The sequence below is a fragment of the Bradyrhizobium erythrophlei genome, assembly GCF_900129505.1.
GTDB lineage: Bacteria > Pseudomonadota > Alphaproteobacteria > Rhizobiales > Xanthobacteraceae > Bradyrhizobium > Bradyrhizobium erythrophlei_D.
This window is the reverse complement of sequence record NZ_LT670818.1, coordinates 5,338,939-5,353,983: the sequence shown is the minus strand read 5'-3', so window position 1 is coordinate 5,353,983 and position 15,045 is coordinate 5,338,939. Positions and strand designations below refer to the sequence as shown.

At 55.2% G+C, this 15,045-nt stretch carries 12 protein-coding genes; 8 read left to right on the top strand and 4 right to left on the bottom strand.

Features of this window, described 5'->3' with window-relative positions:
• Positions 1–255: 255 nt before the first annotated feature.
• From B5525_RS24745 to B5525_RS24725, 5 genes are all read left to right on the top strand, one after another.
• Complete coding sequence (locus B5525_RS24745) at positions 256–1,371, top strand: hypothetical protein (protein ID WP_079568343.1); 1,116 nt, start codon at positions 256–258, stop codon at positions 1,369–1,371.
• Positions 1,372–1,749: 378 nt separating this feature from the next.
• Positions 1,750–3,000 (top strand): WecB/TagA/CpsF family glycosyltransferase, encoded by a 1,251-nt coding sequence (locus tag B5525_RS24740; protein ID WP_079568342.1) that lies wholly within the window; start codon positions 1,750–1,752, stop codon positions 2,998–3,000.
• Between the two features lie 152 nt (positions 3,001–3,152).
• On the top strand, positions 3,153–4,076 hold the full coding sequence (locus B5525_RS24735; protein ID WP_079568341.1) for a cupin-like domain-containing protein: 924 nt from the start codon (positions 3,153–3,155) through the stop codon (positions 4,074–4,076).
• Positions 4,077–4,302: 226 nt separating this feature from the next.
• Positions 4,303–5,202: a cupin-like domain-containing protein gene (locus B5525_RS24730; protein WP_172899960.1), complete on the top strand. Its 900-nt coding sequence runs from the start codon at positions 4,303–4,305 to the stop codon at positions 5,200–5,202.
• 110 nt (positions 5,203–5,312) lie between these two features.
• Complete coding sequence (locus tag B5525_RS24725; protein WP_079568339.1) at positions 5,313–6,323, top strand: thioesterase domain-containing protein; 1,011 nt, start codon at positions 5,313–5,315, stop codon at positions 6,321–6,323.
• Between the two features lie 102 nt (positions 6,324–6,425).
• On the opposite strand, the gene B5525_RS24720 is transcribed toward B5525_RS24725, so the two are convergent.
• Positions 6,426–7,232: an alpha/beta fold hydrolase gene (locus B5525_RS24720; protein WP_079568338.1), complete on the bottom strand. Its 807-nt coding sequence runs from the start codon at positions 7,230–7,232 to the stop codon at positions 6,426–6,428.
• A 296-nt stretch (positions 7,233–7,528) separates the two neighbouring features.
• Between B5525_RS24720 and B5525_RS24715 the strand changes: the two genes are divergently transcribed.
• The gene (locus B5525_RS24715) at positions 7,529–8,344 is read left to right on the top strand and encodes a class I SAM-dependent methyltransferase (protein WP_079568337.1); all 816 of its coding nucleotides are present in this window, start codon (positions 7,529–7,531) and stop codon (positions 8,342–8,344) included.
• 25 nt (positions 8,345–8,369) lie between these two features.
• Here B5525_RS24715 and B5525_RS24710 read toward each other — a convergent pair whose 3' ends face one another.
• The 3 genes from B5525_RS24710 to B5525_RS24700 all read right to left on the bottom strand — a co-directional run bounded on the left by B5525_RS24710 (position 8,370) and on the right by B5525_RS24700 (position 11,984).
• Positions 8,370–9,572, bottom strand: a complete 1,203-nt coding sequence (locus B5525_RS24710; RefSeq protein ID WP_079568336.1) for an NAD(P)-binding domain-containing protein — start codon at positions 9,570–9,572, stop codon at positions 8,370–8,372.
• The gene (locus tag B5525_RS24705; protein WP_244567569.1) at positions 9,569–10,858 is read right to left on the bottom strand and encodes an ATP-grasp domain-containing protein; all 1,290 of its coding nucleotides are present in this window, start codon (positions 10,856–10,858) and stop codon (positions 9,569–9,571) included. Before B5525_RS24705 ends, B5525_RS24710 begins: the two co-directional genes overlap by 4 nt.
• Positions 10,859–11,252: 394 nt before the next feature.
• The gene (locus B5525_RS24700; protein ID WP_338075124.1) at positions 11,253–11,984 is read right to left on the bottom strand and encodes an ExeA family protein; all 732 of its coding nucleotides are present in this window, start codon (positions 11,982–11,984) and stop codon (positions 11,253–11,255) included.
• 484 nt (positions 11,985–12,468) lie between these two features.
• Here B5525_RS24700 and B5525_RS24695 point away from each other — a divergent pair, with 484 nt between their 5' ends.
• Both B5525_RS24695 and B5525_RS24690 read left to right on the top strand, forming a co-directional pair.
• Positions 12,469–13,827 (top strand): GumC family protein, encoded by a 1,359-nt coding sequence (locus B5525_RS24695; protein WP_079568334.1) that lies wholly within the window; start codon positions 12,469–12,471, stop codon positions 13,825–13,827.
• Positions 13,828–13,879: 52 nt separating this feature from the next.
• Positions 13,880–14,698 carry a CpsD/CapB family tyrosine-protein kinase gene (locus tag B5525_RS24690; RefSeq protein ID WP_079568333.1) on the top strand — a complete coding sequence of 273 codons (819 nt, stop codon included), beginning with the start codon at positions 13,880–13,882 and terminating at the stop codon, positions 14,696–14,698.
• Positions 14,699–15,045: the final 347 nt, after the last annotated feature.

Genomic DNA, 15,045 nt, shown 5'->3' with positions numbered 1-15,045 from the left:
ATTTGTCCCTGCAGCGGTAGCGATTTAAAATCGCGGCTCATTTAGTGTCCTAAGGGACAAGGTTGATCTAGCACAAACGTCCCCGCAACCTATTACACAGGTTAAAGTTGTGCCATCGATCATATACCCGTTACTTTCTCCCCCTAAGCATAGACGTATTTTATACTTTGCTATTTTGAAATGCATTGACCTGTTCATCCGCAACCACGGTTCGGGTCGATGACTAAACGTTCCGGTCGAATTTGGCGTCGACTAATGCTCGTGTTGCTTGTGGTCGCAATCGTCGAGAGCGGCGCGGCTCTCATCTGCCGGTTTCTAGTGGCGCCGTTGATCTGGAATCCAGACCTTGAGCAGGCGCGCAAAAACTGGGATGCCCTTGCATCGGTCGCGGATGATGAAATTGGCGGCTACCGCGTGTCGGGCGCCAAAAACAATTCCGAATTCCCCGATAACAGACATTCCTGCGGATCCGCCTATGGCGACTCATACGTTGGTGGTGCTGATGTCGCAAACGACAAGGGCTGGATTGAGCAGCTTTCGCACTTGTTAGGCTGCCGCGTGACCAACTACGCGGTCGGCAACTACGGCACCGACCAAGCCTATTTGCGCTTTCGTCAGGTTCATGATGCCTCGCCTATCGCGTTACTCGGAATAAATCCGAACAACGTGGAGGATAACATCAATCAGTATGACGGCTTGCTGGGGTCTGCACTCGAGCCGACTGCCCTGAAGGGTCGATTCCTGCTTGATTCGGCCGGTCAGCTCAAATGGCTGCCTCGACCGCGCCTCGACAGGGAAGGTTTTATTGCCATGAACCGGAACCCGGCACAGACGCTACCGCATTCCTACTTCTTGCCGGACACACGCGACGGGCCGGTTACTCTCCACTTTCCCTACACCATGACCCTCGCGCGGGTCGCGCTCATGCCGCGCCTGCATAACATTCTCGTGCGACGAGCCGCGTGGAGTAGTCTATATTCCGCGGATCATCCCTCGGGCGCGTTGCAATTGATCGCCGCTATATGCCAGGCCTTTGCCGACTTGGCCAAGGCTCGGGGTCAGCGCCCCCTTATCGTCATGCTTCCGCTCTCCCACAGCTTTCGTGAAAAGGCGAATTACGGCGAATTTGAATACGCACCACTCGTTGCGGCTCTGCAGGCCAAAGGCATCGAAGTTTTCGATCCCGGCCAGGCGATGATCGACGACCTCGCAGGCCGGTCCGCGTGCGAGTTCTATACTAACGCGCGCTCTGGATTTGGACTGCTCACTTCGCCCGTACCCTGTGGTGGCCACTACAGCGCCGCGGGGAACACGACGATGGCGAAACTTGTTGCCGCGGAACTTCGGCGCCGCAACTTCGTCGGCCGCTGAATTTTCGAAGCCGCTCCGCGCAGCAATTAATTAGATTTACCCTAAAGAGACGTTGTTAATATCGTCCGCGGCAACGGGTTGACCTTAAATCGTTTGCGGGGCGATTCAGGCACGACGTGTTTGCTGTGACAAGCGGCTCGAATAACTACCGAATTTGGCTGGCTGTCGGAGCCCGCATGCCTCCATGCCGCCTCCGGAAACCATAAAAGAATTGGCCAAATACCCCCCAAATAATCACAAAGGAACTGTATAGTCACGACAGCATCCATTGGAAACATCACTCAAAGCCGACTATAAGCAGGTGCATAAAACGTACGGGCTTATGATAGTGCGGCAAATACTCCTTATCGGGCGACAGTTTTATCGGGCAACAGTTTGATGGCCGATTTCGAAATGGCGATCGACCAAAATAATTCCGTGTCGCAGGCGCGACCACGCCGCCATGCGTTGTACAAGGAAGCTGACGTGACTGCACCAAAACCGGCCTTCGACCCGGCGCTCGCAGATGCGACTTCGCAATCCGACCTTACCCGTTCGGTCTATTGCGTCCTGGGTATGCCGATTGACGCGATCAACGTGGCAACGGTCGTGCAGAGAACTGAGGCCGCTGCGGCCAACCGCTCGGTTTTTCTCATCTCAACCCCGAACCTCAACTTCCTGGTGAACAGCCTGTCGGATCAGGAATTCAGGGAGACGCTGTTGGACAGCGATCTTTGTCCCCCGGACGGCACGCCGATTGTCTGGATCGCCCGGCTTCTCGGTTTACCCATCACCGAGAGAGCGGCGGGTGCTGACCTGCTTGATCGCCTCCAAGCCCGGGGAAAGGGGACGCGTCGACTTGGCATCTTCCTGTTCGGAGGCGCGAAAGGCGTCGCCGAGACGGCTGCCAATAAACTTAACGCAGTACCGGGTGGCTTGAAATGCGTGGGAACGATGGATCCCGGCTTCTGCGAAGTCAGCGAAATGAGCGACGATCATATTATCGACGCGGTAAATTCCAGCGGTGCAGATTTTTTGGCTGTATCTTTGGGGGCGAAAAAGGGTCAGCTGTGGTTGCAACGGAACCATGCTCGTCTGACGATACCAATACGCGCCCATTTGGGCGCTGCGATCAATTTTCAGGCAGGAATTGTTAAACGGGCCCCCCCAATGCTGCGCACCTGGGGCTTGGAGTGGTTGTGGCGCATCAAAGAGGAGCACCATCTCTGGAAACGCTATCGGAATGACGGTCTTGTACTGCTGCGTTTGCTGTTAACTCGCGTTATGCCATTGGCGGTCATGACACGATGGCATCAGTTCAGGCGCAAACACCAACAAGACCTGCTGATCAAGAAAACCCACGATGATCAATCGATCTTGATCAGCCTATGCGGCGCAGCTTCCGAGTTGCACGTCCCGAAGGCCACAGCATGTTTCCAAGAGGCGCTAACTAACAAGCAATCCATCATCATCGATCTATCGAACGCTAGCCTGATTGACGCCCGGTTTTTCGGGCTTCTGATCATGTTGCGCAAGGAGCTCAAGAGCCGAGGAGCGAAGCTGATATTCACCGGTGTAACGCGCGCGACAAAGAGAAACTTCCGCCTTAGCGAGTTGGAATACCTGCTTTCCCCCATTTCGCCCGGCTAGATTGGCCTGGAAGTTTTTGCCTAACCGTGCTGTGGCGCCGAAGGTCCAAACGTTGATGGCTCTGTCCCGGAGCCGCCAAGCTTGGGCGACGTTGATTCCGAACTCGTTCGAAAGTAAGATTGCGCAATTTTTAGTCTTCTTCGGAGGAAGCCATGTTGGATAAAGTTGCAATTGGATCCGATTTTCAGAGTGAGCCGCGCTGGATTTCAACCGATCCGAACGTGGCCGGAGAGAAATTTAATCGGCAAAGTTTTGAGGTTTCACACCGGCTCTCGTCACATCCGCTTTTTCAGCTCCCGAAGCTGTTGGAGCTTGCGGAACGAACGATAAGATCGCGCCCCGATGACCTTTACTTCGACATGGGCCAAGTCCGAACCGGCCAGCGTTGGGATCAAATCCCGGAGGCAAAATTTTCGGCCGTCGAGGCGATGCAGCAGCTCGAAAGCTCCGATGCCTGGTTTCTCTTCAGGCACACTCAACGCGATCCCGAGTACAGGGAGCTGTTTGACCGCGGCCTCAAGGAGATCAAGGAAATCACGGGGAACTGCGTCGATGCCCATATTCGGCAGGAGGACATCCTAATATTCGTGACGTCACCCAAGCGCGTGACACCGTATCACATCGATCGAGAATGCAATTTTCTGCTTCAGATTAGGGGTACGAAAACTATTCACGTGTTCGATCGTGAGGATAGAGATTTACTTCCAGAGGAAGAGATCGAACGTTTCTGGGCTGTCGATAATAATGCTCCGGTGTTCCGGCCCGAATATCAAGACCGCGCGACGTCCTACAAAATGACGCCAGGAAGCGGCGTTCACATCCCTGTCAACTTTCCGCATTGGGTGCAGAATGACGACAATATTTCGGTATCCCTGAGCGTAAACTTCCAATTTCTGGATTCAATGAGGGCTAATCTTTACCGTTCAAATTATTACCTTCGCAAACTTGGTCTGAAGCCGTCACTACCGGGCTTGCATCACACCCGGGACGCTGCGAAGTCATTCGCGATGAGCTGTGCGCTAGCCGCCCGGAGGATAATTCGCAGGGGGCATCGAGGCGACCGGATCTGGAATTAGGGTTCGCTGTCGTTTTGCCAGAAGGTGTAAAAGCTGACGCCGTTGGCCAAATTGGATAGGTTAATAGTTCGGAGACCGACCGACGGCGGACCACGGCACCAGCGCCTCCTGAGCTCAACGAGCCTTCTTGGCCTTAACCAAGATATCGCAGCATCGACATTCGGGACGATTATTCGTATATTTTCCTAATCAGAGCCTCGAGTTTAATTAAATGGGGTTTTCGGCGATGAAAAATAATTCGTACATGGGCCGACTTGAATTGGCTCCCCAGGCCTTGGACCGATCGTTCAATCGCGAGCCGATCGGCTTCGATCACAATCTTAGCACACTGGATCTTTTCGGTCTGGACTCGCTCCGAACTCTGGCGGAAAAATACCAAGGGCATGATTCCGACTATATGGTTGCGTCGAGCGCGTCTGCTCCCGACCAAAAGTTTCGTTCGGTAAAGTCGGCCAACCTAAATCCATCCCAGGCCATAGACCGCCTGAAAACCGAATCCGTTCGGATACTTCTGAAGCGCCCGCAAGACTATGATTCAAGATTCCAAGAACTCTTGGACGGACTGACCGAGCAGGTCGTCTCGTTATCAGGAGGACTAAAGACTGACCGCATCATGCGTTTGGAATCGTCGATCTTCCTGACATCCGCGAAAACCCTGACTCCCTTCCACTTCGACCCCTCCGCCGTATTCTTCTTCCAGATCGCCGGCGAAAAGATTTACCACCTCTATCCTCCGTCGGCACTGACCGAGCCTGAAATGGAACAGTTCTATTTTCGCGGAATGGTGGACATAGCACAGGTGGAATTGAATAGACGCGACCCCAAGCTGGAGCACGTATTCAAGCTCTCCGCCGGCAAGGGCCTCCACCAGCCGCAAAATGCGCCTCACTGGGTAGAGACAAACGGAGATATTTCTATCTCCTACTCGTTCTTCTTCGAAACTTTGGCGGCACGCAAAATCAGCAGGACGCGCGGCTTTAACCATTACTTGCGGAAGATAGGCGCACAGCCTAGCCCTCCCGGCGCTCATCCTCGCCTGGATGCTTTCAAAGCGGACGCGATGGACGTTTGGATCCCATGTCGGAAAACGTTGTCGGCAGTAAAATCGGCAGCTCTAGGTAAGTAGATATCGATAACACCAAGGACATAAACTTATAGGCAGATGGCGAGCCGATTGGACGACGAGAGCACACCTTATTCGATGGCGTTGAGTGTGAAAGTTTTGGATGATTCTCTATGAACATAAGCAACTTCGCTATGCATCGAAATCGGATAAGCGAAAACAGCAAATTGACAGGGTGTAGTCAGGCGCTTTCAGAAGCCTCCCTTTCCTGCTCGCAGCTTGCAAGGCTGCCTCTAAATCCTGCAGGTGCTGAAGATGGCAATTCAGCGAGCCGTCGTTCGCATCTTGTACCCGTCCGAACGTCCGGCGAAAGACCTCCCCTATTTTGTATTTTTCCCGGTCCGCCCGGTTCTAGCGAATTCGCTGACATCTTGCCGGAAGATCAGCCGCTGTACGATTTCTATTTCACTGGATTGGATGGGGCATCAAATTTTCCAACCGTAGAGCAACTTGCTCTAACTTTTCTTGAACAGCTTCGCAAGATTCAAGCGCACGGCCCTTACCAATTGTGCGGATATTCCAAGGCCGGTCTCGTTGCGTACGAAATAGCTAGACTGCTGTTAAGTGAAGGCGAGGAGGTATCGTTCTTGGCTCTCTTCGACACTTGGCATCCGGGATACGAAAGTAATCTCACGCGGGGCGAACTAGTTCAATTTCGACTTTTGCATATTGTGGATCGATTGAACAAAAACGCACGCAGCCTGATTCAAGGGAACTTTTCTGATACCGTTGCAGTGGTGCGGAAGGCTATCTCTAAGCGAGTAAAATTGTTCAGTTGGCGAGTAGCCAGACGGGTTTTTCGAACGGCAAGCCAGCCTGTTCCGAAAGGCATGCAACAGGCCGAGTCCATTGTCGTTCTAAAATCCTTCGTTCCGAAGCCATATCCAAAGCGATTTATGCTCATCCGCACAGACGATTCCTTCGAAAGAAAGTTAAAAGATCAGACTCTTGGCTGGCACGTAAGGGCGATGGAGGGCCTTGACGTTCATTTTGTTCATGGGGATCAAGATCACGGCACGATGATGAATAAGCCGCACGTTTACGCCGTGATGAATAAAATGATGCCCCACCTCGCCAGCCCGCGCAAACCAAACCCGTTGCCCTCGGCATTCCCACCTCTATGAAGAGCTTCAACGGCGCAGGCGCCTCGAGCGGCTTGGCGGCTGTACTAGTTTAGGACCGTTTCGATTCCATCGAAACGGAAAAAGGCTCTAATTCCGCGGTGCTCACCTTCGCCAATCACGTGTCGCAGTGAGAAAGGCCTCGCGCAATGAGCCGATGTTTTCAGCCTCAAAAAGGGTATGGTGCTGACCTCTGATTTCGAAGATCTCGATATTCGGACATCGGCGCCGCCACGCGTCGTCATCGCCGGCAGTGACTCCGGTCCGGAGCAAAACTGTCGGCGCCTTTAGCACCACTGGCTCTCGATCAAGCGACGCGATCCAGGGTGCCGTTTCCCGGACCAACAAGCGCATCGTCAATTCTTTTTCGAGAATCGGATCCAATCCAGAAACCGAAGGCAGCTTGCCGGACGACGAAAATGCTTGGAACAACCTCGGCAAATGATCCCCGGCAAGTCTAAGCAGCGCCCGCCAGAATTTCGATCGTACAAAGCGGGTGAAGTCGCTCAAGCGTCCCCCGCGCAACAATTCTAGACCCTCTGCTAGAGCACGGCCCTGCCAACCGGCCGACGGCTCGGCCGATATGATCATGAACGAGTCAATCGCGCAGAGACCCGCGATTTCCCGTCCCATTGCCTGAAGTCGAAGCGCAGCGGCATACCCGAAGTGCCCGCCGATCGAAAGACCAACAATGTGAATGGGTCCCCGCGGAACCCTCGTCAAGATCTCCGCCACTAACTCCACAATGAGAGCTTCTGCCGAGAAACCCTCCGCAGCACTGCGTCGCCAATCGGGATAAGCAATCGGCTCAAAACTGGTCATATCATTGGGGCCCGCTCTGAACACGCTAAAGTCCGGCGTACCACCGCCTGAACCGGGTAGAAAGATAATAGGAGGCGCTGAAACCGTCATGCTGCTAGCAGAGCCGCGCGGCCGCCGGTTGGCCTGCCCCGATCACGGCAAACCCGTAGGCTTCGAAGCATGTCATGCGTACCCCCTATGAAGTTGTCACGATGCGAGACTGCAGCGAATTGTCTGCATTGCTGATCGCTGGTGTCAATATCATGCTGTAGCTTCACGGCTTGCGAACGGGGCTTTGTCCCCCAAGCGACGCCAAGATTCCTGCTGCGGCGTCGGCCTTGTCACAGGCTCACTAGCTTGACCTTATTGTTGTTACGTGGCCAAGATATTTTTTAGGAAGAAGGATCATGGCTGAAGAAGACCTGGGCGCTCAATTGCAGGCCGTGGATCGCTGGGCATCGAGAAAAAGGCGATCGATTGAATTTCTGCAGCAGAACGGGATCAGCGGGCTGTTCGCAAAGGTGCGGGCGGCCGGGATCCGGGGAACGTCAGAATTTATAAAGCGCCAACTTCGCTATCACGTGTGTTCGTTTCTCGGTGCGCGGTGGGACCGCAAGTACGGCGTCGATACCTCGGGCCAGATCGATCTGATCGATATAGACGTTGTCGGGTCAAACAAGGACGGCGGATACTCTTCCGTCTCCACGTCTCCGAGCGCGTACGCGATTCTCTCGGCTTTTTTCCCGACTGATTGGAAGGGATTCAGGTTTGTTGATGTCGGTTGCGGAAAAGGTCGCGTTCTAATGTTAGCCGCCTTGCAAGGGTTTGACACGATTCTCGGAATTGAGTTTGCGCCCCTTATCTGTCAGGTCGCGGAACAGAATCTTGTCCATTTTTCTGGCCGAAGACCTGCCAAATGGTCCATCGTCAATGCGGATGCTAGTGCAGTTGTATTGCCGTCAGACATGCCGCTGCTGATCTATTCCTTTAATCCCTTCAACGCCGAAATATGGGAGAGATTTGTACCCGTTCTCGTCAAGGCCCGAGAGGCCAACAATAATCCGTTGTGCCTTGTGCTTTCGGGAACCATGCCGGACGCGTTACGCGCCGCAGCCACGGTGATCGAGGGTTCGGCGCGATTTCGTATGCGTGCACACGGCGTGACGCCGTTCTTTCTGGATGCCTATGCGCCGTATCACTATTGGGTCTTCGACGCCATTTAAGGCGCAATCATCCCTGCGAGATCAGTCATGGCGTTGGCAAGGCCTGCGACGCCAGATGCGCTGAAACAACCAGAGCGGTGTATTCGGATCCCGCTACGAAGCGAAAGAGCGGGCCAAAGCTCAATGCAGATGCTGGGCCGATGACGCCCAACCCGGGCACCGACGTCCCGAAATTGGCGTTCAGCGCTGGGGCGCGCCCAAGGCGCTGGATTTCGGACCGCAGGCTCGGATCCAGGAAAGCGAGGCGCTCGACATCGATATCATAGCCCGTGCCCGCAACGACATGATCGACGATGAGCTGGCGCACGCTCCCGTTGTTTCCAACGCGTAGCCGAAGAGCCGCGCGACCGTTTACCTCGCGCGCCTCATCGATTGTTGTCGCGATATGGACGGGCACTTGATCCTCAATCCGCTCCCGAAGCCACCACGCCCCTCCAGGCGGCAAATGATTCTCGACCAAACGGGATCGCCATTCGGCCGGCAGGCGGTGCAGCGCACCCGGGAAATGAGCAAGAGCCCAGGCCTTGGGTCCGCTTCCGAGCGACGAAATGGGCGAACGTAACCGTCGCCACAGGCTGCGCGAGTGCGGGACGCGGTTCATCCAGCCTATCGTGCCCTCACGCACCAGAAGTTGCGGCCGTGCGCCGGCCTCGTGCAGTATGGCCGCCGCCTCGAGCGCCGATTGACCTGCTCCGACAACGGCGACATCCCGTCCCTTAAAGGCGGCAAAGTTCGTGATCTGCGACGTGTGAAGGGCAAGAGGCGGCGGCAGCGAAGCTATCGCGGACGGAACATAAGCAAAGCAACTCAGCCCGATCGCGACAATCACGCGATCCGCGACAAGATGTTGGCCGTCGGCAAGCGTGACCTTGAAGCGCTTGGCCTGACCCGCTACGTGCGCGACATCAACTGGCTCAACCCAGGGCACATTCGCCTGCTGGAACCAATGCCCATAGGCGGCGAAATCGCCGATGGAACATGGCTCAAACGTCTCCAGACCGCGTGGGCTGCTGTAGTCGGCGAAGGAAAAGCCGCGATTGGGCGTCGAAATATTGGTCCCGAAGCAATAGGTCCTCAGGTAGCGTCCGCCGCCGGCCTCAGCCACGTCCGACCAGAACTGCATCGGGCGACCGAAGAGACGATGTTCTACGTTCCGCGCCGCAAGATGGGCGGCGAGCGAAAGACCATAGGGTCCCGCCCCGATGATTGCGACGGCGACCCTGCTCACGACGGCTCCTGTGTAAGCGCGTTTGGCGTCGAAGGTAAACCACGCCGCGTCGAGCGCACGAAGCGCGGAAAGGATTTGAGGCCCAGATAGATTTCCGAGAGTGCGTGGACAACCCCTGGGATGGGGTCGCTGTTGTCGGCGGTGAAATCGACGGTATTAGCGGCGTGCTGCTTCATCCACGCGCGCCAATATGCACGATCCGCACCCGATATCTGTCCGGTGGCGGTCTTGGCAAGAAGGATTGCACGGAGCGTGAACCGGTCGCAAAAGACCGTTTGTTCGTCGTCTTCCTCCTGTGCCTTCGCAACCGCATCGCGCAACAACGCGGTCTCCCCAGCAGCATCGAGGCAGGCGAGGAGCGGAAGCGGCATGCCTCGGCGGATGTCCATCCCGATCTGATTAAACAGGCGCGGGTTGAAATCGATAACCGCCCAGCGCCCATCGAACCAGAGAAATTCGACTTCGAAGATGCCGAAGTAGCCGAGCGTTCGACAGAGCCGGCGAACGGCATCTGAGAGCGCAGGAGAAGACGGTCGTGATTCAAAGCAAACTCCAACTCCCACGGGTTGGGATCGCTGAAACACCTTGGTTGCGCAGCGCGTAACGAACAGTTCGCCCGTCCGGTCTATAAAGCCCGTCACCGAATGGACGCCTTCGCTCCCCACGCGGACAAACTGCTGCAAGATGGGCAGGCTGGCATCGGGCACTACAGAGTTATCAGCGGCCCGAGCCTGCTCACGATCAACAAAACGTTGATACTGATCGATCAACTCTATTGCCGAATAAACAACGACCCCTTTGTCGTTGCGGAGGCGGTGGACATGCGTGCGTGGCTTGATCAGGATCGGATAGGGCAAGATCGGCGCGAGCGCGGCGACATCGTCGATGCTTCGCGGATCCCAGCTCGGCAAGACGTCGAGCCCAGCTCTGGTCGCGGCGTCCGCAAACAGCTTCTTATCGAGGATGTTCAGGAGTGTCGCGGTCGAGGGCTGAAGGAGGCAGAAGTATCGTCCGAGCTCGGCTGCGTTCTCGGTATACAACCACGCGGTCTCGTCTGATGTCGGCAGCAGAACCTGGCCCGGATTGGCGGCCCCAATCTCAAGCAACCGCTCGAGGAACCGTTGGCTTTCGCCCTCGGGCGGCGCCGAAAAGACAGCGGCGACGTGACGTGACCACGCCGCCGCTCCAAGACGATGGCTCGACACAACGCGGACGTCGGTTTTATTCGCCCCTAGATGGCGAACAGCCGCAATGGTGCCACCGAACGCGGCCGACGCCAAAAGCACGGACAGACGCCTACTCAAAAGTGTTTCACCCTGCCCATGGTACCGGTCGCGAAGTATCTGCACCACACTTCTCAGATTGCAGCGTGCGGCGCGAGACTAATGTATGTGATGCATTTACTACAAGCTGACCCTAGACTGAACCCTAGCCAACACCGAAATTTCTCAGCATCCTTTAGATGTTGCGCGGCGCCTGGGCGGAATTTTTCAATGAGCATGGTTATCGTCCGAGAAGCTTGGGCGCTATCCCGCGACGGTCAGAATAAGCGATTTCGCGCCAAATACCGCAAGAATTCACGTCATTGGCGCCCTGTGCTTGTTAATTGAATTCCGTGCCGGCGGTGCCGACTCCTGATTGCCTGCAGTACTCGCATTCTTGCGCGGCCTAACGACTCCACTAAACGGCCTGCAGGCCAAAAGGAAGCACGCCGAACTGTGCCTTGTTTTGGATTACGGTGTCGACGAGTTCTGCCGTTATTTGGTCTACCCCGGCGGCGAATCCGTAAACCAACGCGGTGTCACAAAGGATATTGATCGTGCGCGGAATCCCTCGGCTGGTATCGGCGATGATCTTGCACGCGTCCGCCGTAAACAACTCGGAGTGAGATCCTACAGCTCTCAGACGAAAGTCGATGTATTCGCTGACTTCATCAGCATTCATGGGCCTGAGGTGAAAATCCGATGACACCCGTTGCGCAAACTGCAGCAGTTGAGGCGCGCGAAGCAGGTCTTTCAACTGCGGCTGGCCGACGAGTATAATTTGCAAAAACTGCTGCTTGTCAGTGTTGACGTTAGACAGCATTCGAAGCTCTTCGAGTGCCTCCATACCCAAGTTCTGCGCCTCGTCGACTATCAATATCGTCCGGCGCCCCCTTGAAAATTGATCATGCAGGAACCGCTGGAATTGTTTGAACAATGCCGGATAGGAACCTTCGAAGGGTTGGTTCAAGGACATCATAACCCACGCCAGCAACCCATCCTGACTGCGCGGCGTATTGGAAATCAGGCATGCCGTGACGTGATCGTCCAGCTTTCGCAAAAGATAGCGTACAAGCGTCGTTTTGCCGCAGCCGATCTCGCCAGTGATTACAGTAAAGCCGGCGCTGTTCATTACGCCAAACTCCAGCATGGCGAACGCCAGTCTGTGGTTTTGGCACCAGTAGATCAAATCTGGATCTGGCAGGATTGAGAACGGTTTCTCTCGAAGTCTGTAAAACGCCTCATACATCGGAAGACCTTGAAGAATGCGATATGACTGCGCAACGCAGACGAATAGACGAAAAGCATCCTGAAGGGAAACCTTTGCGGGTACGTTGATTAAGATTCGTGGCGATCAAAACCTGGAACCAGTTAATGTTAAAGCAACGCAAATTATAGTAATGTTCCGACGGGGTTCAAGATTGGCCGCTAGATCACGATGGATGCGCCCCATCGCCGCCACTCGGCCACGTGCCGACCGAGACCTATGTCGCGTTAATCATTGATAGATTTCTCCTTGTACTTGAGGCGTAGACAATCTATAGAAGGCTTGGGTGGCTGGGTTTTGGCTAGCTCTTTTTTAACGGAGCGGCGGTTTAAGGGGGGCGCGATTTAATCCGACCGAGGTAACCGCAGTGCTTCAAACACTTGGCTCAAATGATTCCTATCGCTCCAGTGAACCCGCCTTTGGCGAGGATCAAGCTCAGAGCCTCAATTTTAGTTATTATATCGATATACTTAAGAGGCGTTTCTTTTACTTCTTGGTCCCGTTCGGACTGATTTCAATTCTTGGCCTGTATTTTGCGGCGATTCAGAAGCCAAGTTATTTATCTGAGGGAAAGATACTGGTGGAATCTCAGGTGATTGCCCCAGATCTCGTCCGCCCCATCGTCACGGCCACCGCTAGTGAGCGAATCCAACTCATCCAGCAGCGCATTATGACCAGGGACAATCTTCTTTCGATCGCCAACAAGTTCGGGTTGTTTCCCCAACAGCCCGGAATTCTCGACCTGATGCGCCAAAGTGTTCAGATCAAGCCTTCAGAGGTCGATGGGCCACCGCGGCAAGGCACCCCCACAATTGCGTTTACGGTCGGCTTCGAATACGGAATACCCGAACTCGCCATGAGGGTGGCGAGCGAGTTTGTCACGCTGATAGTCAACGAGGACGCACGTTCGCGGACCAGTCGCGCGACGGAGGCGGTCAAGATATTGACGAGCGAAACTAAGGACATCGAAGACAAGCTGGAGTCCACACAAGCGCAGATACTTGAAATCGCGCGCCGGCCACGCGAAGCGGTTCCTGAAATTCCCGAGCAGGAGAAGTCGCAATTGACCGCACTGGCTGCGCTCAGAGCGGAACTCATTCAAAAGACATCGGTATATTCGGATGCGCATCCCGTCGTGACTGCGCTGAAGAAACGAATAGCCACGATGGAAAAAACTCTAACGCAATCGACACAATCTCCAGCAAAAGCTCAATCGACACAAGCGGATGACATTGAGGCTCTCAAGCGGCAAAGGGAAGCTCTCGAGACGCGACTTGCCGAAGCCAATGGCAAACTTGCGACCGCGCGTCTCGGTGAAAGATTGGATCGAGATCAGCAATCTGAACGCTTGCAGGTAATCGAATCGCCCCCCCTCCCGCAAAAACCGATCAAGTCGAACAGGCTTAAGTTGGTCGGAATCGCCTTTGCTGCCGCCGCAATGATGGGTATTGGCACCGTCATCGCGATCGAGCTTCTTGACGGGACGATACGCAGCCGCCACCAGCTGACTGGAGTGGTCGCGCGTCACCTCATCGTCACCGTTCCATATATGACAACGCGCGCCGATATTACCCGAGCGCGATTGAAAATCATATTTGGGGTTGTGAGTGTAGTTTTACTCGTGGCGGTGTTGGGCGGATTGGCAACGGCCGCTGTTTTACATTTGCCGATCGATTTGTCCCTGATTGACAAGGCCGCAGTTGGCTTTCGCACGGCCGACCGATAGCTGTTGAGAGATCGCGCATTAGAAGTCGCCCTTGTGGCGTTGGAGAGATCGAATGGAAAACATCCGGCAAGCAGTTGAGCGCGCCAAAGGACGCCCGCAGCAGCATGGCGGTGTTGGCTTTGAGCCTTCGCTGCAGCCGAACAGGCGCAGTTTTGGCGATACCAACGAGCCGAAGGAGCGGGCTGAAGAAATCGAACTCGATCTTGCGCACCTGCACTCCAAGCGCATAGTCGCTTATGATGGAAAGGACCTACATTCAAGGCACTTTGATATGCTGCGGACCGAAGTGTTGCGGTCGATGGACCTCAAGGGCTGGAAAACTCTGGCTGTTACGTCTCCAACACCGAACTGCGGAAAAACTCTGACTGCCATCAACCTGGCTCTCAGCATGGCGCGGCAACCTGAGCGGCAGGTGCTTTTGGCGGACCTGGACCTTCGAAAAGCTCAGGTCGCAGGCAGTTTGGGCCTGAAGTGCCGAGAAGGCGTTCTTGGTGTCATTGAGGGACGTATAGATGTGGACAGGGCGATTATCTGCGCACGCGCAGGTGGTAGCCGACTGGAAGTTCTGCCGACTGCGTCGACATCAGATTCATCCGATTTGGTTGGCTCCAGTGCAATGAAGAATCTTCTGCACGATATTACCGGACATGGGCCGTCTCGGATCATAATCCTTGATCTGCCTCCGCTGCTCACCGGCCACGATGTAATTACGATCCTGCCGCAGGTGGATTGCGTTTTGCTCGTCGCGGCCGTAGGCACTTCGACGATCTCGGAAATTGAGGAATGCAACAAGCATCTACAGACGACAGACGTGGTTCGCTTTGTTCTCAACAAGGTGCCCGAATCCGAGGCGGGATATGCCTATTGTTGAGCGACTGCGCCGCAATATCCGACGCCGGGTGTCGGATTTGCTCCGGTGTGGATCATTTTTCGGCCGTTTGAAGGACCATGCGCCGAAGCTCGCATGCGATACACACGGCGAGTAATCACGATGTAAGACGCTTGCCGCTAAGTGCTTCATGGGATTCGGCGGCGCTCGTGGCGAAGGCCGCCTTGCCGGATTGGTCCAATGCCGTCAGGACGAACCGGCCGGCTTCGCGCAGGTCATCATTGCCGCTGGAAATATCGAGCCGGCGGTTGCTGGGCGCTCTTCGACGATGACATCGCACCCAGCATTGGCCGAAGGATTTTGCTGCACCAGGCGTCCCTCGACCGATC